At 50.7% G+C, this 20,448-nt stretch carries 23 protein-coding genes and 1 pseudogene; 7 read left to right on the plus strand and 17 right to left on the minus strand.

Translation table 11 applies throughout. The features are described from left to right. Nucleotides 1-5 precede the first annotated feature (5 nt). The gene (locus tag K1558_RS17025; RefSeq protein WP_238652844.1) at nt 6-773 is read left to right on the plus strand and encodes an SDR family NAD(P)-dependent oxidoreductase; all 768 of its coding nucleotides are present in this window, start codon (nt 6-8) and stop codon (nt 771-773) included. Between the two features lie 83 nt (nt 774-856). On the opposite strand, the gene K1558_RS17030 is transcribed toward K1558_RS17025, so the two are convergent. Genes K1558_RS17030 through K1558_RS17050 form a run of 5 tightly spaced genes read right to left on the minus strand, consistent with a single transcriptional unit; the run spans nt 857 to nt 3,662 of the window. Continuing rightward, a complete protein-coding gene (locus K1558_RS17030) occupies nt 857-1,474 on the minus strand; it encodes an HAD family hydrolase (protein ID WP_238652845.1) in 618 nt (205 codons plus the stop codon). Between the two features lie 22 nt (nt 1,475-1,496). Then, nucleotides 1,497-2,111, minus strand: a complete 615-nt coding sequence (locus tag K1558_RS17035) for a class I SAM-dependent methyltransferase (RefSeq protein ID WP_238652846.1) — start codon at nt 2,109-2,111, stop codon at nt 1,497-1,499. A 21-nt stretch (nt 2,112-2,132) separates the two neighbouring features. Next, nucleotides 2,133-2,765: a pyridoxamine 5'-phosphate oxidase family protein gene (locus tag K1558_RS17040; RefSeq protein WP_238652847.1), complete on the minus strand. Its 633-nt coding sequence runs from the start codon at nt 2,763-2,765 to the stop codon at nt 2,133-2,135. A 1-nt stretch (nt 2,766) separates the two neighbouring features. Next, entirely contained in the window at nt 2,767-3,159 is a 393-nt protein-coding gene (locus tag K1558_RS17045; RefSeq protein WP_238652848.1) for a VOC family protein, read from the minus strand. 44 nt (nt 3,160-3,203) lie between these two features. Further along, on the minus strand, nt 3,204-3,662 hold the full coding sequence (locus tag K1558_RS17050) for a hypothetical protein (RefSeq protein ID WP_238652849.1): 459 nt from the start codon (nt 3,660-3,662) through the stop codon (nt 3,204-3,206). 214 nt (nt 3,663-3,876) lie between these two features. Between K1558_RS17050 and K1558_RS17055 the strand changes: the two genes are divergently transcribed. Beyond that, nucleotides 3,877-4,248: an iron chaperone gene (locus K1558_RS17055; RefSeq protein ID WP_238652850.1), complete on the plus strand. Its 372-nt coding sequence runs from the start codon at nt 3,877-3,879 to the stop codon at nt 4,246-4,248. 61 nt (nt 4,249-4,309) lie between these two features. Here the strand turns inward: K1558_RS17055 and K1558_RS17060 are convergent, their stop codons facing one another. From K1558_RS17060 to K1558_RS17080, 5 genes are all read right to left on the minus strand, one after another. Beyond that, a complete protein-coding gene (locus tag K1558_RS17060; RefSeq protein ID WP_238652851.1) occupies nt 4,310-4,804 on the minus strand; it encodes a YcxB family protein in 495 nt (164 codons plus the stop codon). Nucleotides 4,805-4,892: 88 nt separating this feature from the next. Further along, nucleotides 4,893-5,816 carry a DUF7638 domain-containing protein gene (locus tag K1558_RS17065; RefSeq protein WP_238652852.1) on the minus strand — a complete coding sequence of 308 codons (924 nt, stop codon included), beginning with the start codon at nt 5,814-5,816 and terminating at the stop codon, nt 4,893-4,895. A gap of 18 nt (nt 5,817-5,834) precedes the next feature. Beyond that, a complete protein-coding gene (locus K1558_RS17070) occupies nt 5,835-6,959 on the minus strand; it encodes a PTS transporter subunit EIIC (protein WP_238652853.1) in 1,125 nt (374 codons plus the stop codon). Nucleotides 6,960-7,064: 105 nt separating this feature from the next. Continuing rightward, nucleotides 7,065-8,621 carry an ABC-F family ATP-binding cassette domain-containing protein gene (locus K1558_RS17075; RefSeq protein WP_238652854.1) on the minus strand — a complete coding sequence of 519 codons (1,557 nt, stop codon included), beginning with the start codon at nt 8,619-8,621 and terminating at the stop codon, nt 7,065-7,067. Between the two features lie 96 nt (nt 8,622-8,717). Then, the gene (locus K1558_RS17080; RefSeq protein ID WP_238652855.1) at nt 8,718-9,245 is read right to left on the minus strand and encodes a GNAT family N-acetyltransferase; all 528 of its coding nucleotides are present in this window, start codon (nt 9,243-9,245) and stop codon (nt 8,718-8,720) included. 462 nt (nt 9,246-9,707) lie between these two features. Here K1558_RS17080 and K1558_RS17085 point away from each other — a divergent pair, with 462 nt between their 5' ends. The 3 genes from K1558_RS17085 to K1558_RS17095 all read left to right on the plus strand — a co-directional run bounded on the left by K1558_RS17085 (nt 9,708) and on the right by K1558_RS17095 (nt 11,764). After that, nucleotides 9,708-10,346 (plus strand): hypothetical protein, encoded by a 639-nt coding sequence (locus tag K1558_RS17085; RefSeq protein ID WP_238652856.1) that lies wholly within the window; start codon nt 9,708-9,710, stop codon nt 10,344-10,346. A gap of 117 nt (nt 10,347-10,463) precedes the next feature. Continuing rightward, nucleotides 10,464-11,336: a hypothetical protein gene (locus K1558_RS17090; RefSeq protein ID WP_238652857.1), complete on the plus strand. Its 873-nt coding sequence runs from the start codon at nt 10,464-10,466 to the stop codon at nt 11,334-11,336. Between the two features lie 23 nt (nt 11,337-11,359). Beyond that, nucleotides 11,360-11,764, plus strand: coding sequence for a hypothetical protein (locus tag K1558_RS17095; RefSeq protein WP_238652858.1), 405 nt, complete (start codon nt 11,360-11,362; stop codon nt 11,762-11,764). A 224-nt stretch (nt 11,765-11,988) separates the two neighbouring features. Here K1558_RS17095 and K1558_RS17100 read toward each other — a convergent pair. From K1558_RS17100 to K1558_RS17110, 3 genes and pseudogenes are all read right to left on the minus strand, one after another. Next, nucleotides 11,989-12,802, minus strand: a pseudogene (locus K1558_RS17100) (ABC transporter permease). Next, on the minus strand, nt 12,799-13,827 hold the full coding sequence (locus K1558_RS17105) for an ATP-binding cassette domain-containing protein (protein ID WP_238652859.1): 1,029 nt from the start codon (nt 13,825-13,827) through the stop codon (nt 12,799-12,801). Before K1558_RS17105 ends, K1558_RS17100 begins: the two are co-directional and overlap by 4 nt. A gap of 171 nt (nt 13,828-13,998) precedes the next feature. Further along, nucleotides 13,999-14,868, minus strand: a complete 870-nt coding sequence (locus tag K1558_RS17110) for an AraC family transcriptional regulator (RefSeq protein WP_238652860.1) — start codon at nt 14,866-14,868, stop codon at nt 13,999-14,001. A gap of 171 nt (nt 14,869-15,039) precedes the next feature. Here K1558_RS17110 and K1558_RS17115 point away from each other — a divergent pair, with 171 nt between their 5' ends. Continuing rightward, nucleotides 15,040-15,585: a CDP-alcohol phosphatidyltransferase family protein gene (locus tag K1558_RS17115; RefSeq protein ID WP_238652861.1), complete on the plus strand. Its 546-nt coding sequence runs from the start codon at nt 15,040-15,042 to the stop codon at nt 15,583-15,585. 13 nt (nt 15,586-15,598) lie between these two features. Here K1558_RS17115 and K1558_RS17120 read toward each other — a convergent pair whose 3' ends face one another. Genes K1558_RS17120 through K1558_RS17130 form a run of 3 tightly spaced genes read right to left on the minus strand, consistent with a single transcriptional unit; the run spans nt 15,599 to nt 17,420 of the window. Further along, on the minus strand, nt 15,599-15,958 hold the full coding sequence (locus tag K1558_RS17120) for a DMT family transporter (protein WP_338019708.1): 360 nt from the start codon (nt 15,956-15,958) through the stop codon (nt 15,599-15,601). A gap of 3 nt (nt 15,959-15,961) precedes the next feature. Further along, nucleotides 15,962-16,285 carry a DMT family transporter gene (locus tag K1558_RS17125; protein WP_338019709.1) on the minus strand — a complete coding sequence of 108 codons (324 nt, stop codon included), beginning with the start codon at nt 16,283-16,285 and terminating at the stop codon, nt 15,962-15,964. Between the two features lie 13 nt (nt 16,286-16,298). Continuing rightward, nucleotides 16,299-17,420, minus strand: coding sequence for an SGNH/GDSL hydrolase family protein (locus K1558_RS17130; protein WP_238652862.1), 1,122 nt, complete (start codon nt 17,418-17,420; stop codon nt 16,299-16,301). Between the two features lie 182 nt (nt 17,421-17,602). Here K1558_RS17130 and K1558_RS17135 point away from each other — a divergent pair, with 182 nt between their 5' ends. Beyond that, nucleotides 17,603-19,483 carry an LTA synthase family protein gene (locus tag K1558_RS17135; protein WP_238652863.1) on the plus strand — a complete coding sequence of 627 codons (1,881 nt, stop codon included), beginning with the start codon at nt 17,603-17,605 and terminating at the stop codon, nt 19,481-19,483. Nucleotides 19,484-19,532: 49 nt separating this feature from the next. On the opposite strand, the gene K1558_RS17140 is transcribed toward K1558_RS17135, so the two are convergent. Further along, on the minus strand, nt 19,533-20,405 hold the full coding sequence (locus K1558_RS17140; RefSeq protein WP_238652864.1) for an alpha/beta fold hydrolase: 873 nt from the start codon (nt 20,403-20,405) through the stop codon (nt 19,533-19,535). Nucleotides 20,406-20,448: the final 43 nt, after the last annotated feature.

Here is a 20,448-nt window from a genome sequence, read left to right on the forward strand (position 1 = left end):
AGTTAATGATGAGCAATCTGTTTGATTTAAGCGGAAAAGTGGCAGTAGTCACGGGGGCTGCCGGGGGAATCGGTGTGGAAATCTCCCTGGCGCTGGCTGGAGCAGGGGCCGATGTTGCCTTGCTGGATCTGCAATTGGACAAGCTGGAGCTGGTCCGGCAACAGATAGAGGCCCAGGGCCGTCAAGTGCTTCCACTCCATTGTGATGTCACCAGCGGCACGGAAATTGAAGCTGTGGTAGTCCGCATTCTGGAGCATTTCGGACGGCTGGATATCCTGGTGAACAATGCCGGAGTCGCCTCCGCAGGCTCTGTTGAGGAAGTGGATGAAGCCGAATGGGACCGGGTGATGGATACCAACGTGAAAAGCATTTATCTCATGTCCAAGGCTGTAATCCCTGCGATGAAGGAACAGCGCCGAGGCCGAATCATTAACCTAGCTTCGATTTGCGGGGTGAATGGTATGAAGATGGCTCCCGTTCACGCTTATAATGCCTCTAAAGGCGCTGTCGTGAATCTGACCCGCGGGATGTGCGCCACCCTGGCTCCCTACGGAATTACGGTGAATGCGGTTGGGCCCAGCCTCTTCCCCAGCGGAATGACACATGCACTCTATCAGGATCAATTCCTGAAGAAATTCAATACCCTATGTCCCATGGGCCGCCCCGGCAACCCCGATGAATTAAACGGCGCCGTCCTCTATTTCGCCTCCGACGCTTCCAGCTACACGACAGGCCAGACGCTGTATGTGGACGGGGGCTGGACAGCAGTCTGAACCGTTTGACTAAGGAGCTGTCTTACCCGGCCATAGAATGACGGTAAGACAGCTCCCGCTTTTGCCGGAATGGCCGCCATGCTTCAGAATAACTCCGCCAGCCCATCCAGCCGGTCAATTACATAGTCATAACGGCTGACCTCACCGAATCCGTATTTGGCATACACAAAGGGAATCCCCGCGAACTCTGCAGCCTTCCTGTCCCCTTGCGTATCGCCCACGTAGACGGGAGCAGCCAGACTATTACGGTCCATCACCAGCCGGATATTCTCTCCCTTGGACAGTCCGGTGCTTCCCGGATGCTCATAATCCGTGAAATACTTCTGCAGCTGATGATATTCATAGAACGCTTCAATATACCCCGATTGGCAGTTGCTTACGATGAACAGCTTATATTTAGCCGATAATGTCCGGAGTACCTCTTCCACCCGATCATATAACCTTCCGCCTTGCTTCGCCAGAACCTGACATTCCATCTCACAGCAATCATCCATGATCCTCTGCCGGGTATCCTCATCCGTATCAGGGAACAGCCTCCGGCCGACCTCCGGCACCGGCAGTCCCATAATGCCCTGTAAATCTTGGATTGTGATCTCTTTGGCTGCTCCATTATAGCTGTTAATCACTTGATTCCATCCGCCCACTACGGTCTCCGTCGGGTCCCATAACGTGCCATCCAGATCAAAAATAATACTGTCCATTCCCATTCTCCTCACATTCAGATCATAGTTGTTGTTCCTGCGGCTGCGCCCAGATAAGGTGAACCATGTTCAGCGAATAGCGTTCAGCGCGGCGAATCTGTATCCCGGACTCCCGCACCAGTCCGATGATATCCCGGGTATGATGGCATCCGTAGATGCGGTAGAGCAGCGGGTTCAGCGCCCGTTGCAGTGTAGTCACAAGGACGCGGGAACCGAGCCCATGCTCCATGAGCAGGATGGTGCCGCCCGGTTTGCACCAGCGGTTCATTTTTGCCAGCATGCCCGACGGGTTCCTGTAGCTGCATAAGGATAATGTGGAGACGATGGTATCAAATGAATGTGCGGGAAAACTCATGTCTTCGAGATCCTTACAGATAAAATCTGCATTCAGGCGGTGGTCGTGCGCTGCCTTCTCTGCCCGCTCCAGCATCGCGCTGCTGAAATCCGCCGCAGTAATCCGGACGTCCGTTGGATAGAACGGAAAGTTGGCTCCGGCCCCGACAGCGAGCTCCAGCACCTCACCCTGCGCAGAACCGATCAGCTTCTGGCGCCAGCGCCGCTGCTTCGGATCTTCTCTTTTTCGGTCATAGTCTGCTGCCTGCCGGTCAAAAATCCGTATCAGCCTCTCTCTATCCATCCCTGCAGATCACTCCTATTCTTAATACAGCCGCTTCGCGTAGCTCTCCTCTATTCCCCGCCGCACCACTTCCTCCGTGAATTCCTCCGCATTCACATGAGCCGCGATGATGGCCGGAGCAGACGGGAGCTCAGCTTCTTCAGGCCAGGTTCCGGGGTCCCATACCTGCGACCGCTTGAAGGCCTTGGCACAGTGCATATAACATTCCTCCACCTTCACCCCAATGCCCAGCACAGGCCGCTTATCTCTCGCTATCATCTGATCCAGAATAGAATCGTCCTTAATGACATAGGCTTGCCCGTTAATCCGCAGCGTCTCCTCAAGCCCCGGAATGATGAAAATCAGTCCGATATTCGGGTTAACCAATATATTGCGCAAGGAGTCCAGTCTGCGGTTGCCCGGCCGCTCCGGGATCACCAGATGCCCGTCATCCAGCACCAGCACCGAGCCGGGAGCATCCCCGCGCGGCGAGACATCGCAGGAGCCGTGTTCATCGGCTGTAGACAGGAACAACAGCGGCGACATCGCTATGTAGGCGCGGCAATGATGATCCAGATGCCGGATCGATTTGCGCTTCACTACTTCGCTTGGATACCCGAGAAGGGCTCTAAGCTCATTTTCCGACGTAAGAATATCTTGAAAGGGTTGATTCATGCTAACGCCATACCTCCATTCGTTCATCCAGTGTTGACGTATGCAGCTCCAGCTGGATGCCATCCGGGTCCTGGAAGTTCACTGACCAGCCGGTGCCCCGCTGAACGGGACCTCTAACGATCTCAACATGATGATGGTGTAATATATCTGCCGCTTCCTTGAAATCATCCGCAGCTATATAGAAAGCGACATGATCCATCCCGGCGGGTCCGCCCGGCTGTTCTCCGGCCTCTGTGCGCTCCACCAGACAGACCCAGGCGCTGCCCCACTCCAAATAAGCATCTGTTCTGCCCCGGTGTCTGAGCTTCATGCCCAGAATGCCCTGATAGAACTCCAGTGATGCCTGAAGATCCCGCACTAAGAGTGTAATGTGACTGAATCCGGTGACTTTCATATCCGAAGCTCCTCCTTTGGTCTGCTTGTTTACTTTGTACTACATCATCTGGCAAAACCTCTATGGACTACTGCAATCTGATGCTGGTCCGCCCATTGCTGAAGTGCCTCAATCCCTTCATCCTCCTGACCGGTGAAGCAGAAGCAATGTTTATGCTGCACCAAAAGACTGCTCTTGAGCTTAATGGCAATGACAGGCTTAAAATAGCCTTTGATGTAAATTCTCTTCACCCTGGAGGCTTCTATTTCAGTATTCTTGATCTGCAGAACCTCCGGCCTAATCTCCACCGCGAACACCCTGCCTGCGGTCAGCAGCCGAATCGTCATAATTCCTATATTAAATACTGCAATTCCAGTCACAAGACACGCCATGATTACTTCGACAGTTGTTGTCAGGTTGAAAGACACCATGTAATTGATCCAGAAAATCATCAGAAGAATGGTGCTGATTGCAGTCCATCGTTCGGCAGGCCGTTTGCCTGTGAATCCGGTGCTTATGTCCATCCGCCCCCTCCACTACGATCATACATCAAGAATGTTAGGTCCTTCTATCATACAGGGAAATGATGGAATGAGGAAGGGAAGGCAGAAATTCAGTCCTCTAAGGGTTGTACTATCTCATCTATCTCAACAATTTACATATCTCAAATTTTGACTATCCGCAGGGTAGAAGATATGATAAGGTGCATAAACGCGGCTACAGATTGGAGGGATAACGATGGATGTGTTTGCAGAGTATTTAGCGAAGATTGATAATCCGGTTCACCGTACAACAGTCGAAGAGGTATTAGCCTGGGTGATGCAGGAGTTCCCGCAGCTTGAGCCGAAGATTGCCTGGAACCAGCCGATGTTCACCGATCATGGAACGTATATCATCGGCTTCAGTGTTGCCAAAGGGCATATGGCCGTGGCCCCGGAAAAAGCGGGCATGGATCATTTCGCAGAGGTGCTGAAGCAATCCGGTGTGGACCACACCAAGCTGCTAATCCGCATGAAGTGGACGAGCCCGGTGGACTACGGCCTGCTGAGGCAGCTGATCGGATACAATATTACTGACAAAGCGGACTGCACTACCTTCTGGCGGGCGTAACTCGGCTGATCATAAGCAGATATTCAAAAGGACATGCCCCCTGGCATGTCCTTTGTTTGTGCTACCAGATCACACCGCTGCCAATCTTCTGGTGATCCGATACGAATGCTCTGAACCTGTCCTCCTGGGCGGCATCCTGAAACGATTGCTTGGCAATGAACCAGTAATTCTGCTGGCCCTGGAACAGTAAGTAGTAGTTTTTGTTCTCCCATACCCGGGTGAAGCTGCCCCAGCCTACCGGCTGAACCTGTTCACTATCAAATCGAATCCCCTCTGCATCGAACCGGTATTCATACTCCTTGTTATACCTGGTGTCCGACCCCAGAATTCTCGGCAGCAGCAAGGTCCGCATAACCAGCGACATCAGCGTGGTAAGGACAAGCGTAATCGCGATGCCGAGCAGGATTAATGAATCATTCCTTATGTACAGAACCATACACACGGCTATAAATACCACCTGAACCGCAATCGTAAGGATCGACTTCCATGAGTGGAAATACAAGGCCCTTGCCACCTTGGGAATATGCCGTCCGTAATGAAAGCTAATTGTCTCCATCCTGCCACCTCTTACTGTTCAACTAACAACCTCTAGTAGTATAGCATTGAATCCTTGAAACTTATAGCGCAGAGCATAACAGCCGCGTTCACACTTCCCGTGTCTCTTCAGGATGATACAGAATTCGCTGGTAATCCCAATCCTTCGAATCCATATCGCCCAGATACATGCGTTCGTGCTCCGGCACAAGCTCATATTTGATTCTAAGCTGCTCCCGGTAGTATTCACTCGGATTCTCCAGATAGGCGTAATAGGCTGCCCGGCACGCTTCATGGGCCGTCTGTTCACCGTTCAGCTTCTTATAGAGGTTATGGAGCTCTTTGAGCTTCTCCTGTGCATCGGCCGAATATAGCGAAGCGCCAAGCGTCACCTCGCCCAGTTGCAGAATATGTACTGAAGTGGAAGTATCCAGGGTCGTAAAGAATGTCCCCTCCGCAAAAAGCCCGTCCAGCTCCTCCAGCGTATATTCTGCTTCAGCAGGCAGGTTATAGACCGCAACCCTTCCGTCCTTGTACACCACAACATCAACCAGGTAGACAGCACCGCTATTCTTCATGAACAAATGGACACTTTTGCCCTCCGTCGTCTGGTAGAACAGCTCGCTGTTGACATAGAATTCCGTAGCTGTTGGTGAAAGGGCGATCCGGCGCGCCTCATTCCGCTGCTGCTCGCGGAGCGAAATCTCATAAATATTCGTAAGCTCAGGATTCAGGCGCGAGACCGTGTCCTTCACATGCTTATAGTAGCTTGCTTCTTCATAAGTCCACTTTACCGACTCAACGGTATACGCGCCCAGACCGTGAATGGACAGCTCTTCTCCTGCCGGAACGGATGGCGTCAGCCAGCCCGATTGTATTTTGCCATATAGGCCCTTCAGGTCGGTCAGCTCCCAGCAGTTCACCATGCCGTCCTCATAGACATCTACATTAATGTAGAAATAAGAACCTCCGTTATGGATAATGCCGGGAATGGAAGTCCCTTCTACCGTCTTGGTTCTTCTAATGGCTCTCATGCGAAATACCCTCCTATCCTATAACTTGGCAGTTTGCCCTACCACCGGCTCCGGTCCCAGCTTCACCAACAGCGTAGCAACAAGCGCAATCAGGAACCCGCTGGCACACGCGATCAGGAATCCGCCGAACCCGTCCCCGAGATAAGCAGGCAGTGTAGCCAGCCCCGGAAAAGCAAACGAGATCGCAGAGGAGCCAAACGCCCCAACCATCCCCCCGCCAATAGAGCCTGCGATGCAGACAATGACCATCGGCTTACGCAAGGGCAGGTTCACTCCGAACATTGCGGGCTCGGTGACACCAAATAAGGCTGAGATGGATGCCGACAGGGACAGGGTACGGAACTGCTTGTCTCTGGACTTGATGAATACGGCGAGTGCGGCTCCGGCCTGGGCGAAGGCGGCAGGACCCATCAGGGCCAGAATCGTGTCAGAACCCCCTGTGCTGATATTGTTGATCGCCAGCGGCACCAGACTCCAGTGCAGACCGAAGATTACCATCGGCTGAATGATTGCTCCAAGCACCATCCCGGCTCCGACTGAACTGAGGTCATACACTGCGCGGTATCCATCTGCCAGCACATCCCCGGCCAGCGCCCCCATCGGCCCGAACACCAGCAGCGTCACCGAAGATACCACGACCACGGAGATCAGCGGGGTGAAGAAGCCGCGGATGACCTCCGGCAGAATTTTGACGCAGGCCCGTTCGACAAAGACCAGGAACCCTACCGCAAGAATGATGGGAATAGCGCTTGCCGGATAATTCACCGGCTTGATGCTCATGCCCATAAACTCAATGATTTCGTTGTTCGCAAACAGTGTGGTCAGACTCGGATACAGCATAACCCCGCCGATCACAACTGCTGTAAACGGATTAGCCCCGAATTTGCGGGCTGCCGTGAAGGCCAGCAGCAGCGGAAGGTAATGGAACAGGCTGTCCGCCATCGCATTCAGTACTGTATACGTGCCTCCCGTCTTGCTCAGAAGCTCCAGTGCTACTGCGCCAGCCAGAAGCCCCTTCATAATGCCTGCTGCACTCAGAATATTGACGATTGGCAGAAAAATACCGGAGATCCCGTCAATAATCACATTAATGATATTGCCTTTGGATGGCTTTACAGCTGATTCCTCTTGAATTACATTCATAGCGTCCCTTCCTGCTCCCACTCTAAACTAAATGACCCGCAAGAGTCACTTTGGTCTAAGTTCCCCTCTTACGGGCCAAGCTCTAATCCGGCTTATGCCGGTTCTCTAGAATACTTTGGTTGTCCATGATTCGCAGTTCCAGGTATCGGTCACGATATCACGGTAGAATTCAGGTTCATGCGAGATCAGCAGAATGCTGCCTTTATACGCTTTGAGCGCGCGCTGGAGCTCTTCCTTGGCATCTACGTCCAGATGGTTGGTCGGCTCATCGAGTACAAGCAGATTGCTCTCGCGGTTAATCAGCTTGCACAGACGTACCTTGGCCTTCTCGCCGCCGCTTAACACGGCAATCTTGCTCTCGATGTGCTTGGTCGTCAGGCCGCATTTGGCGAGGGCCGCACGGATCTCGAATTGGGTGAAGGATGGGAATTCGTTCCAGATCTCTTCAATGCAGGTGTTATAGTTGGCATCCTTCATCTCCTGCTCGAAATACCCGATCTCCAGCAGATCCCCGAGTCTGGCTGTGCCTGAAATTGGCTGAATCTGGCCGAGAATACTGCGCAGCAGCGTGGTTTTACCGATACCGTTCGCACCGACGAGGGCGATCTTCTGTCCGCGCTCCATGCTCAGGTCCAGGGGTCTGGACAGTGGGGAGTCATAGCCGATGACCAGATCCTTGGTCTCGAACACCATTTTGCCGGAGGTCCGGCCCTGCTTGAAGTTAAACTGCGGCTTCGGCTTCTCCTTGGCAATCTCAATAACTTCCATCTTATCGAGTTTCTTCTGGCGGGACATCGCCATATTGCGGGTTGCCACGCTCGCCTTGTTGCGGGCCACGAAGTCCTTCAGGTCGGCAATCTCCTGCTGCTGGCGTTTGAACGCGGATTCGAGCTGAGCCTTCTTCGCTTCATAGACCTGCTGGAAATATTCGTAGTCGCCCACATAACGCGACAGCGACTGGTTCTCCATATGGTAGATCAGGTTGATGACGCTGTTCAGGAACGGGATGTCATGCGAGATCAGGATGAAGGCATTCTCGTATTCCTGCAGATAACGCTTCAGCCAGTTGATGTGCTGCTCATCCAGATAGTTCGTAGGCTCATCAAGCAGCAGAATGTCGGGCTTCTCCAGCAGCAGCTTGGCCAGCAGCACCTTGGTCCGCTGTCCGCCGCTGAGGTCGTTGACATCCTTGTCCAGACCGATATCGGTCAGGCCGAGTCCGCGTGCAGTTTCGTCGATTTTGGCGTCGATCATATAGAAGTCCTGGCTGGTGAGCATGTCCTGAATCGTGCCGACATCCTCCAGCAGCTGCTCCAGCTCCTCAGGGGTCACATCCCCCATCTTGCCGTACATATCGTTCATCTCTTGTTCCATATCGAACAGATATTGGAAGGCTCCGCGCAGCACATCCCGGATGGATTGCCCCTGCTGAAGCACCGCATGCTGGTCCAGATATCCGGCGCGCATCCGCTTCGCCCATTCCACCTTGCCTTCGTCGGGCTGCAGCTTGCCTGTAATAATATTCATGAAGGTGGATTTCCCTTCACCGTTCGCACCGATCAGGCCAATATGCTCACCCTTCAGCAGACGGAAGGAGACATCTGTGAAGATGGCGCGGTCGCCGAAGCCGTGACTTAGCTTTTCTACATTTAATATACTCATGAAGTGTACACCTTTTCCTTTATTCTATATTCTCGTCATATTATAAAGGCTAACGCGCCACAACTCCAGAAGGATTGTGAAAAAAGCTGAAAATCACTAACGTAGAGCCCATTCCGTTACAGACAACTCATAGTCAATAAAAGTCTGCAACTCGCCAAGTTGATCTGTCCAGGCATTCTTTCGCACTGCTGTTTTCCGAAAACCTAGCTTCTCGTAAACATACTGTGCCCTAGTATTCTTAATATTGGTATCAAGTATGATCTTGCTATATCCCTCTACTTCAAATAAATAACGGATCAGCATCTCCAGAAACTGTGTGCCTGCGCCTTTATTTTGTTGACTGAACTCACAGATTTTGATACCAATCTCCACCACATGCTCCGAAACTGCACTGTAACTCATTTCTCCTGCAGGAGCAGCATCGATTTCCAGAATCAGGCGTCCTTTCCGCTCAGAATCCTTCCCGGTCTGTAGTCTTGTTAGCACCTCTTGTTCCGTGATTCCTAACCCATTTGGAAATCCGGCATGTGCCATAACCCTGCCATCGTTCCACCATTTGCATAGCTGTTGAGCATCGTCATTAGTTGCATCCCGGATGACTAGGTTCCCATTTACCAGATACAATTTGTACACCTCCGCATTCACCATGGTTCCGATAAATACAATATTATCTTAACATGTACTAACTTCATAATAATGACGAATTACCTTCCTTCAGCTACAGAACCTTCCCTATAGCTCGCAAACAGTAACAAATAAGTTCCCTTGAATTGATTGTAATGAAAGCTACGAAAAGACTCAGTATTACCTAATAGTATTTGAGCTTATCGTAATGATCTTAATGATCTGACTTGCAATCATTTAAATGGTATCGATAAACTTAATTACTTTATTATTGATTATTGTTTCATAGATTGACATACAAAGTATAATAATGGTATTTTTAATTATGTAACATGTTTATATTTACTATTTTTTGTTTATATTTCCATTTCATTGAAAGAAGGTGGTTTTATTGAATGTAATTTAATGTTAGTGAGAACGACAAAAGCACTTCACAAAAAGAAAGAAAGGATGTACCTATTAATGAATAATTCAGTAAAAAGAAAAAATGCTCTACTTAGCAAAAAATTCCTATCGGTATTCATGACATGCTCTTTATGTTTTGGAGTAAGTTCAACGGCCTTGGCTTCATCAGAATATAGTGACACTATTACAATTAACGAAGAGGGCGCCGTAGAAACATACATTGGAAATTATGCAACCAAGAGTATTCTTACGTCCGAGCACGATAATACTACTACAAATGAATTAAATTTAGATAAGATTTATCCTCAAGCTACATACACCATCTCAAATATTAGCCAGCCAAGCAGATGGAATTTCTTCACACCTGTCTCAAGTTTTGTCGCCTATCCTCTCGCTGTCTCAGCCGCACAGGGAATTACAACAACCGTTAATGCTTCTGTTACAGGCGGCGGAGGTGTGGATATAAAATTTTTAAAGGCTAACATTGCAGCGACGATTGGGGTAAGTGTAGCGTTCACAACAACACAAACCATCAGTTATCCCAATTCCACTCCAGGCACAAAAGGCAGAATCGTATTAAGATATTCGCAAGATCAATATTCTTATACTATTACTAAGCTGGGTGTGAAATACCCAGGTACTGCTTTCACTCAAGCGTACGATGAGTATTACGCTTTACAAACAATGTCACTATAATCAATTTATTTTGATATTTTGTTAAGATAAATGGAATTAAGAGATTTGATAATATGAGAGTGAATACATAGTGTTCACTCTCATTTGTATTATTATTAGAGGGGTTGCCGAATTATTATGAATAAACATACAATTGTTATACTCATATTCTTTATAACAGTCATATCAGGATGTGAGAAAAAAAATTCCAACAGTCTAATTAAGAAGATAGATTTTAACCAAGCTATTGGTGTGTACTCTATAGATTTAGATCACTCTAAGGACAAGGTTCCTTCGATTCAACTGGTTGGGAATACATATGATCTCAAAAAAAACATATTTAACGAATTAAGCAGTCAAAATACTTCAGTAACCTTATTAAATGACAAAAATGAAGCAATCAAATTTAGTGCAGAAAATGTTGACTGGCAAATTTATGATCCAATTTTATTAGAAGATGGATTTTCTGTAAGACTAACTTCTAATAAGCTATCAGACTTAAAAGAGCCTACATTCAATAAAGTTAATATTGAGAATAAAGATAAAAAGGATGATAAGAGGAATATAAGCCCAATATACATTCAATTTTATTCAGGCAAGCAAAACGGTCTATCCGTGATGGAATCACCATTTGCCCCTAAGAATAAGATAGAAATAGGAAAGGAATATTCTTACGGGTATAAAATTTTAGATTCTAATCATATTATGACTCGCGATATACGTTCAGAAATTATCTATCCTGACGAAGCAAAAAAGTTCATTGAGATCATTAATGTTAATATTTATCGTGATGAAAATACAGAAGATCAAATAAAAGAGGAATTTAAAGGTAAGGTGGATGAAAATAAATTAAAAAACATTGCAGTTTATGAATTGCGTTGTACATACATTATTAAGAAACAAGGAAAAATTGTTTTTCAGCCAGAAATCAAACTATTCTTTGATCAAAAAGAACAAAGTTTAGCGCCTCCTGAACCAATCTGTTTTTTTAATTTCGAGGAATCACAATAAAATAAAAATTGGAGAAGATGCACATGTCTTTGAATAAAAGGTTGGCTGCACTTTTAGTTTCTTTAGCCTTCTTATCAGGATGCGATGGAAACTCTGAGTCTCCGAATACTGCCAAAATAGATGAAGAGTATAACTTAATAATCACTAATAACAGCCCTTTATTCTTGAAAAGTGTAGTTGTGACAGTTGAAGAAAAAGATGAAACTCATATTAATTCATTTATCGACAGTAATATTAGTGTAGGAGAAATTGCGAAGTTCAAAATGGAGAATGGAAATCATAATTTTAAAATTACACTCAATCCGAAAAAGAACTACTCTGTCAGTAAAGAAGTAAGTGAAAAGTTTGAAGCTGACAAAATTATTGCATATCAAGTGAAAATTGTTAATAACGAGGTTGCAATAATTAAAAAAAGTGAAAAAGATTAACAAAACACTTTTCTTCGCCCACTTGTCAGTTAGGGGGAGCATCAATACCTTTTACTCGACTGTATTCCGTTCCGAATACATTCGGCCCATGGGCTTCGTGGCTACTCATTGTGTTCGGTTTACCGCATACATTCTGGCAACTAACATAATTCATTATTCACTCAACAATACAAAAAGACGCCAACAGATGCATCCCGCATCCGTCAGCGTCTCAATGTAACGAATTACGTCCGGCGCATATAAGCGCGCACGGTGATGGGTGCGAAGACCGCCACGATCACAGCGGCTCCGATGAGCGAGTAGATCAGATCGCTGCCTGCCGTCCCCTGATTGACCAGCTCGCGCACAGCGGAGACGAGATGGGAGACCGGATTGGCGTTCACGAACCATTGCAGCCACTTCGGCATCGTATCGACCGGCACGAAGGCATTCGAGAGGAAGGTGAGCGGGAATAATACGATCATTGAGATGCCCTGGACACTGGATGCCGTGCGGGCGATAACGCCGAAGAAAGCGAAGATCCAGCTGATCGCCCAGGAGCAGGCAATGACCAGCAGTGCCGCAAGAGCAACACCCCCCAGGCCGCCTTCAGGCCGCAGCCCCATGAGGTAACCCATCACGAAGGTCAGCACCGTTGCGATGGTATAACGGATGGTGTCGGCAAGCAGTGCGCCTGCCAGCGGCGCGATCCTTTGCAATCGGCAGCGACTTGAAGCGGTCGAACACCCCCTTCTCCATATCCTCCCGCAATTGAACGCCGGTGACGATGGAAGTGGTAATGACCGTCTGTACCAGAATTCCGGGGATAATCACCGGGAGATAGCTGGCCACATCCCCGGCAATCGCTCCGCCGAAGATATAAGTGAACATTAGTGTGAACAGGATCGGCTGGAAGGTCACGTCGAACAATTGCTCCGGGGTCCGCCGGATGCGGAGCAAGCCTCTGTAGGCCATCGTTAATGAATTGCGTACCGCCTGGCTGAAGCTGGCCCGATTATTCAAATGACGTTCTGCGCCGGACTTCAATATTGTACTCATGCCAGCACCCCTTCCTTCTTCTTCGCCTGATCTGTCATCAGCTCCGTATCCTCCTCGGTCTTCACGCCGTGACCCGTCAAGGTCAGGAAGACTTCATCGAGTGTGGGCTTCTGCACACTCATCTCCAGCAGCGGAATCCCGACACCGCGAAGCGCGAGCAACAGGTCGGTTACCCGGTCTACATCGCCCATCGGCGCGATGATCTTGGCCGCTTCAGCTGACAGGTTAGACTGTACCTGGAGCACCTGCTCGATTATCCGGCGGGCCTCCGCCATGTCCTGCGGGTTCGCCACCTTCAGATGGAGTGTGGAATGGCCGACAGACCCCTTCAGCTCATCTACCGTCCCCTCCGCAACCACCTTGCCGGTATCAATTACGGCAATCCGGTCGGCCAGCTGGTCTGCCTCTTCAAGATATTGTGTCGTCAACAGGACGGTTGATCCGGTCTTCACCAGCCGGCGGATCGTCTCCCACATCTGGTTACGCGTGCGCGGGTCAAGCCCAGTAGTCGGCTCATCCAGAAAAATCAGCGGCGGCTGCGCGATCAGACTGGCCGCCAGATCGAGCCGCCGGCGCATCCCGCCTGAGAAATTCTTCAGCGGCCGCTTGGCCGCATCCGACAAGCCGAATTCCTCCAGCAGCTCAGCAGCCTTGCTTCTTGCCTCCGCCCGTCCCAAGCCGTTCAGCCGGGAGAAGATCACCAGATTCTCTGTCGCACTAAGCGACTCATCCACTGAGGCATATTGGCCGGTGACCCCGATAAGCTGGCGTACGATGTGCGGCTCCTTAACCACATCATGTCCGAAGATCTCCGCTGAGCCTGCATCCGGCCGCAGCAGTGTAGCCAGCATCCGGATGACGGTCGTCTTCCCCGCCCCGTTCGGGCCCAGGACACCGTAGATCATTCCTGTACCTACCTTCAGATCGACTCCATCGACGGCGCGTTGGCTGCCGAAGATTTTGACCAGACCTTGTGCTTCAATGGCATAGCTTACACCCGGCTGCGCAGTTCGTGTGTGTTTCACACTGCATTCCTCCTAGAATTATGGTTTGAATATCAGGATGGTAACCGACTTGTTTAAACTGAATATAAACCTGCTGCTGATCCGTCCGGTTGTCGCTCCCACCCCTTATTCAAACAGAAATCCGATCCCTTGGGATCGGACTGGAGATGTACGCTCGCAGGCGTATGCAGTTTATTCCCGCACCGGAATCCAGATTTCACTCCGGTAAGCAGGTGAAGTAATGTCTTTGCTCTCATTCCACAGGATTTCCGGGCCCTCCACCAACTCGTAGCTTGAAGACGGGAACCACTCCGAATAGATACGGCCCCAGATGTTCTGGAGCGTGTCCGGGAAGGGGCCCACCGCTTCAAAAACAGCCCAGGTCAACGCCGGGACCTCAAGCACAGCATAGGACAACGGACTTTCCTGCGTGGTCGCCACTCCAATGTAATGGTCCAGCTCCCCCTGCTCCTCCATCCGCCCTGCGGAGAAATTCACCGATGCGCTGATCATGCCGGCCGGAGAGATATTTGAGAGCTGCTTCAGCTCCGTAATCATCTCCATATTCAGGCTTTGCCACATCGCAGCGATTTCCGGGTTCACTCCGTTGAACTGGACCGGTACTCTTTTCTTCAGACCAACAATGCGGAATGCTTCTTTCTCTTCCATACGGTAATTCATTTCACTGCCTCCTCTGATGGTTAACTGGAATGTCATCCGAGGAAAGGATTTCAGCGGCGTCCCCGTGCTTCTGGCTTCGGAAGGCGTTACCCCGTGAAGCTGCTGGAAAGCCTTGGTGAAGGCATCCGGTGAGCTGTAGCCATACTCCAGAGCGATATCAATGATCCGCCGGCTGCTGCTCTGGAGCTTGAAGGCGGCCAGGGTTAGACGTCTGCGGCGGATATATTCTGACAGGGGGATTCCCGCCAGGAAGGAGAACATCCGCGTGAAGTGATACTCTGAGCATAACGCGCGCCGGGCAGCCTCATTGACATCCACCTCATCCTCCAGATGCTCTTCAATATAAGCGAGCGCTGCGTTCATATTTTCGATGGGATTCATATCCTTCCTCCTTTCCTCATAACCAGAGTAACAGGGATACCGGGGCCGGGGCCGACAGTTGGTGCACCAAATTAACGGGTGCTAACTGACATTCCGCAGCTGTTGGGGGATAATAAGGTATAAGTAATCGTTAAAATCCATCGGTCCAGTTTGGAGAACAAGGAGGCCGAAATGAAGCTTGTACCGAACTGCATCACACTTAGCCGGATCGGGCTGGCCTTGCTGCTGCTCATCTTCGAGCCGCTGGGCCCGGCCTTCACTCTCGTATACATCCTGTGCGGCATCACCGATATGCTGGACGGTCCTCTTGCCCGCAGGACAGGAACAGCAAGCAGCCTCGGTGCCAAGCTTGATTCCGCAGCCGACATGACGCTGGCAGCCACAGCCCTATATACCCTATATCCGTTCCTTGGGCTAACCCTTGCCCTCGGCCTATGGGTGCTGGTGATTGCCCTGCTCCGTATTGCCTCCATGGTGACTGCGCTGTGCAAATTCAGAACCTACGGCAGCATTCATACCTATGGCAACAAGCTGGCCGGACTCCTTTTATTCCTGACACCATTGCTGCTTCCTTATGTCGATCTGAAGGTATGGACAATAGTCGTATGCACATTAGCCACTTTATCCGCTATGGAGGAACTCATTCTGTTACTCATTTCAAAGGAGCTGCAATTGGACCGCAAGGGGCTGTATATCCGCCAGAGACGAAGCTCTTGAAGAGGCGGCCTTCCTAATCCGCTATTTGACCTTGGCTCCCATTATGCTGCTGTGCCGGGTCTGGGGAATTCAGCAGCACCAGCCCCCCGATGATGATCAGCAGACTGATGCCGGTAAGCAGATTGAACGGATCATTCCAGATCAGGATGCCGATCAGCGCCGTCAGCGCCGTTCCCACGCCAGACCAGATCGCATAAGCCAAGCTTAGCGGAATCGTTCGGAGACTGACCGACAAGCTGTAAAAAGCAAGGCCCATCCCAATCACCACACCGATGGACGGCAGCACATTAGTGAATCCGTCGGAGAGCTTCAGCATGGTCGTACCGAAGATTTCCGAAATAATGGCGACACTTAGCGCCAGATAACCTCTCACCAGTTACACCCCCGTAGACAGCTTCAGAAGAACCACACCGCCGATGACGAGGATTAATCCTGCTATTTTTTTGACGTTCAAGTGTTCCTTGTAGACCAGCACGCCAACCATGGCGGTTAATGCCGTTCCCACCCCTGACCAGATGGCATAAGCTGTCCCGAGGGGGATCTCTTTCAGCGCCAGCGACAGGCAGAAGAACGCCAGCCCCATGCCGGCGATAACCGCAAGCGAAGGAAGCAGCTTCTTGAACCCGTTGGAAGCCTTCAGCATTGAGCTGCCGAACACCTCACTTACAATGGCTATCATCAATAAGACAAAAGAATTCACTGTGCTTGCCTCCCTACAGCAGCCCCTTGAGATAACCGCTCAATTCCTGTGCGGTCTGCCGGTGCGCCAGCAGGCCCGGATGGGTGCGTGCGCCCACCGTCTCCTCTGTCACATTCGGCAGCTGGAAGACGGAGACATTCTTATCGCTTGTGGCCCGGGTATGGGCATCCACAGCACGATAAATCGCCGGCATCAGCGAGAGGCCCAGCATTCCATACACCCAGACGATATGGGCATCCGGGTTACAGGCTCTCAGCTTTGCCAGGAACCGGGTTACAGCCGCCTCAAAAGCAGCCAGATCCGCTTCATCATAGCTTCCATCCTCATTCAGCCGCTGCTTGTAGATCCGGCCGGTAGCCTCATCCTTCCATTCCGGGGAATGGAACGCGCCGTCGTCATTGGTGCCTAAGTTGACTACGACCACATCTGGCTGCCAGGCGGCAAAATCATTCGGCTCATGCGCACCAAGCCTTTCATTACCATGCCCGGTCAGCAGGCCGCAGACCTGCTCGTAGATGTCGGGAATATTGCCCTTGGGATTATTATCCCAGCTGGAGAGCACGCCCCAGCCGCTCTGGGAAACTACACGGTATTCCGCATCCACTGCCGCAGCCGTCAACGCGGTATAATTATGAACTCCGCTGAACCAGGCGGGAATCCAGTCCTCTTCTTCTCTGGCTCCGATGACGCCCTCGCCGGAGGTGATACTGTCGCCGATGAACTCCAGGCGGTATGGCTTCGCTTCCACCGGAAGGAACACGCCGTCGGTCCGTACGGCATGGAACTGGAGATACGCACCGGGATCGCCGTTCATCGCCTGAACTTCTTTGACGATGCGGATATTCTTCACACGTTCGGGATTCATCCCCCGGAATACACAGATCCAGTGCCGTCCGGCGTTCAGCATCTGTCTGCTGACCGGAACGGAGTTAATTAATATACTGATCCAGGATTCGTGATGATCGTAACCTGACTCCACTTCCAGCCACAGCTCCGCTGCGCGGATATTCACTTCGATGGCACTGCCTGTCCAGAAGAGAGTCAGAGGGGTAAGCTTCCCCGTCGTTCGGCCATGAATCTTCAGATACTGCACCTCAGCCAGCGGCTGCACCTGCAAATGATCGTACTTGCTCATTTCAATATCCTCCTGCGCGTAATATCATGGATTCTTGTATCTGGATTGCTCTATTGAGGATAACGCAAAAGCTTCAATTTTACACCTTTATTTTTCACCGGAACGCCCTTAAATCTGGTTGATTTTGAACTCGGCCATGTAATAGAATTAATGGATTATATAGAAAAGGATGCGCATAAGCAATGCCTTACAAGGAATCACGCCCGCTTAGCAAACGATCGATATTATTCTTCTCGCTGATCATGCTGCTGAAGAGCTATTTCGCCTGGTATTACCTGTTCGAGGACGGTCCGACCTGGACCACCTGGCTGAAGGAGATCCCCTTCGTGCTGCTGCTGTTCTGTCTGATCGAATGGTTCGCCACGAAGCACAAGGTCGCCATCTACCTGCTCGTCAATCTGCTGATTACCGTGCTCTTCTTCTCTCTTATTGTCTATCATAATCATTTTGGTATGATCGCCACCTCTCAGGTCTTCGGGCAGGTCAAACAGGTAGGCGCGGTCAAAAAGAGTATCTTCGCGGTGATCCATCCGCAATATATGCTGATTTTTGTGGACATCATTATCATCAGCATCATTATGCTCCGGCGCAAAAAAGCGCTGGCCTGGAAGCACTCCATGTCCCGCCGCAGCAACCGTAAGGCTGTCGCTGTGCTGTTCTGTGTTTCGCTGGTGATGTGTATGCTGAATATTTTCCCGAACAAGGCCAGCATGAATGAGAATGTCAAAGCCGAGCAGATGGGGATTCTCAATTATGAAGCCTATGCCCTGCTGGGCAAGCCGGAGGAGGAGCCGATGGACCGTGCGGAAATCTCCCAGCCCGGCATCGACAAGACCAAGGGCATTCAGCCTGCCGCCAAGCCGGTGATGTTCGGAGCCGCCAAGGGCAAGAATCTGATCATCCTGCAGATGGAATCACTCCAGAACTTCCTGATCAATCTGTCGGTGGACGGAACCGAAATCACGCCGAATCTCAACAAGCTGGCCTCTGCAAGCTACTACTTCCCCCGCTTCGTGCAGCAGGTGGGCCAGGGGAATACCTCAGATGCCGAATTCATTGTCAATACCTCGTATTATGTTCCGCCGGATGGCGCAGCCACGCAGATCTATGCTCCGAAGGAGCTGCCGAGTCTGCCGAAGCTGCTGGAGGCTCAAGGGTATGATACGGCCACCTTCCATACGAACAATGTGGAGTTCTGGAACCGCGGGGAGCTGTATAAGGCACTCGGCTTCAACCGCTATTATGACAAGACTTATTTCGGTGAAGAGGATACCGTCTTCTATGGGGCCTCGGATGAAGTGCTGTACCGCAAAACCGCTGCTGAGCTGACCCGGATGGATCAGAGCAGCCAGCCGTTCTATGCCCATGTCATCTCAATGTCTTCGCATAATCCGTTCTCCATCCCGGAGGACAAATACAAGATGACCCTGCCGGAGCGTTACGAGGGAACGCTGGTCGGCGACTATATCCGGGCTGAGAACTATGCGGATTATGCGCTGGGGCAGTTCATAGAAGAGCTTAAGAGCAACGGTGTGTGGGACAACAGTGTCATCGTGCTCTACGGCGACCACCGGGGACTGCCGATCTTCTCGCTGAAGGAGGCGGATAAGGTTCTGCTGCAGGAGATTCTGGAGCATGAATACAATGAACGCGACCTGATCAATATTCCGCTGATGATCTCAGCCACTGGTGTAACGACACCGGCCCTGAAGGAGCAGTTAGGCGGCCAGGTGGACATTCTGCCGACCGTGGCCAATCTGCTCGGTGTCCCGCTGGACTATCATATCCATTTCGGCCAGGATCTGCTCAATCAGACCGCGTACAACCTGCTGCCGCAGCGCTACTATCTGCCGACCGGCTCATTCGTCAATAACGAGGAGCTGTTCCTGTCCGGCAGCGGATTCGAGGACGGCCAGCATTATACACTATCCGGTGACGGAACCGACCTCCTTCAATCTACGGAGGATGAGTTCAACCGGGCACTGGAGCTGCTGCGCATGTCAGACAGCTATGTCTCCCAGCTCCCGGACCGCGTGGTGGAGGATCGGCATTTGAGTGAGTAACGGCAATAAGCCCGGTTCGGGGATATCCTGAACCGGGCTTATTTTATGTCTAGTGCTTATCGAGGAAATTCCGCACAGCCTGCCCCGCCTGAAGCGGAAGCTGCATCCAGACATACGCATGGAGCGAATCCGGAATCAGCGCAATTTCATAGCTGTTCAGCAGCTCTGCGAAGGCATTCAGACTGCTGCGGACCCGTTCATTGTTCCATTCGGCTTCACTGGGCAGGAATAGGACCGGGCATTGTATTGTCTGATAATAGTGTTCAAAGGACAGCTCCCAATACTTCTCGATGTATTCGCTTCTGATACGGTTTGGATAGCAGTAGGTATACTTACCGTCTGGATGATGCTCCAGGCTATGCGTATAGAACGCACAGAAATATTCATTCCACAGGCCCTCCGCAGTCAGCTCATCCCTCTGCTCGGCTACATACGATTCAATGCTGTCATAGAACGGTTCCGTCCATTCCTCCAGTTCTGCCTTAAGCTGTGCTTTCCTCTGCTCCACCTCTTTCGCCGTACCGTCAAATATACCATATTCGCCAAACTCATTATGCAGTGCGCCTTCACAGACCAGCGATAACACAAGCTCCGGATGGGCTGCTGCCAGACTGACGGCTACCTGTGCGCCCATGGAGCTGCCAATAATATGGCATTTGTCTACCTGCATAGACTCCAGCAGCTGGTATATATCCTCTGCCATCTCATCAATATGATAGCCAGTCTCCGGCTTGTCCGACCGGCCATGCCCCCGGATATCGGGTGCAATAATGCTGTAGTTCTGCTCCAGCTGCGGGAGAACTCCATCCCACATATGCAGGTTCCCGCCGCTGAAATGAAGCAACAGGAGGACTGGCTTGTCTTTTAAAAAATACTTAGCGTTGATGCTTATCTCCCCAAGTAGGAAACGTTCCTCGGCCATTTCGATTGCTCCTTTGATTCCAACACACACCTTCGTTGCGTCT

The organism is Paenibacillus piscarius, assembly GCF_022234545.1.
Taxonomy (GTDB): domain Bacteria; phylum Bacillota; class Bacilli; order Paenibacillales; family Paenibacillaceae; genus Paenibacillus_AQ; species Paenibacillus_AQ piscarius.

What these genes read in the sequence shown, in the direction of transcription:
- K1558_RS17025 (WP_238652844.1), top strand. Translation starts at nt 6, where the DNA reads ATGATGAGCAATCTGTTTGATTTAAGCGGAAAAGTGGCAGTAGTCACG.
- K1558_RS17030 (WP_238652845.1), bottom strand. Translation starts at nt 1,474, where the DNA reads ATGGACAGTATTATTTTTGATCTGGATGGCACGTTATGGGACCCGACG.
- K1558_RS17035 (WP_238652846.1), bottom strand. Translation starts at nt 2,111, where the DNA reads ATGGATAGAGAGAGGCTGATACGGATTTTTGACCGGCAGGCAGCAGAC.
- K1558_RS17040 (WP_238652847.1), bottom strand. Translation starts at nt 2,765, where the DNA reads ATGAATCAACCCTTTCAAGATATTCTTACGTCGGAAAATGAGCTTAGA.
- K1558_RS17045 (WP_238652848.1), bottom strand. Translation starts at nt 3,159, where the DNA reads ATGAAAGTCACCGGATTCAGTCACATTACACTCTTAGTGCGGGATCTT.
- K1558_RS17050 (WP_238652849.1), bottom strand. Translation starts at nt 3,662, where the DNA reads ATGGACATAAGCACCGGATTCACAGGCAAACGGCCTGCCGAACGATGG.
- K1558_RS17055 (WP_238652850.1), top strand. Translation starts at nt 3,877, where the DNA reads ATGGATGTGTTTGCAGAGTATTTAGCGAAGATTGATAATCCGGTTCAC.
- K1558_RS17060 (WP_238652851.1), bottom strand. Translation starts at nt 4,804, where the DNA reads ATGGAGACAATTAGCTTTCATTACGGACGGCATATTCCCAAGGTGGCA.
- K1558_RS17065 (WP_238652852.1), bottom strand. Translation starts at nt 5,816, where the DNA reads ATGAGAGCCATTAGAAGAACCAAGACGGTAGAAGGGACTTCCATTCCC.
- K1558_RS17070 (WP_238652853.1), bottom strand. Translation starts at nt 6,959, where the DNA reads ATGAATGTAATTCAAGAGGAATCAGCTGTAAAGCCATCCAAAGGCAAT.
- K1558_RS17075 (WP_238652854.1), bottom strand. Translation starts at nt 8,621, where the DNA reads ATGAGTATATTAAATGTAGAAAAGCTAAGTCACGGCTTCGGCGACCGC.
- K1558_RS17085 (WP_238652856.1), top strand. Translation starts at nt 9,708, where the DNA reads ATGAATAATTCAGTAAAAAGAAAAAATGCTCTACTTAGCAAAAAATTC.
- K1558_RS17090 (WP_238652857.1), top strand. Translation starts at nt 10,464, where the DNA reads ATGAATAAACATACAATTGTTATACTCATATTCTTTATAACAGTCATA.
- K1558_RS17095 (WP_238652858.1), top strand. Translation starts at nt 11,360, where the DNA reads ATGTCTTTGAATAAAAGGTTGGCTGCACTTTTAGTTTCTTTAGCCTTC.
- K1558_RS17110 (WP_238652860.1), bottom strand. Translation starts at nt 14,868, where the DNA reads ATGAATCCCATCGAAAATATGAACGCAGCGCTCGCTTATATTGAAGAG.
- K1558_RS17115 (WP_238652861.1), top strand. Translation starts at nt 15,040, where the DNA reads ATGAAGCTTGTACCGAACTGCATCACACTTAGCCGGATCGGGCTGGCC.
- K1558_RS17130 (WP_238652862.1), bottom strand. Translation starts at nt 17,420, where the DNA reads ATGAGCAAGTACGATCATTTGCAGGTGCAGCCGCTGGCTGAGGTGCAG.
- K1558_RS17135 (WP_238652863.1), top strand. Translation starts at nt 17,603, where the DNA reads ATGCCTTACAAGGAATCACGCCCGCTTAGCAAACGATCGATATTATTC.
- K1558_RS17140 (WP_238652864.1), bottom strand. Translation starts at nt 20,405, where the DNA reads ATGGCCGAGGAACGTTTCCTACTTGGGGAGATAAGCATCAACGCTAAG.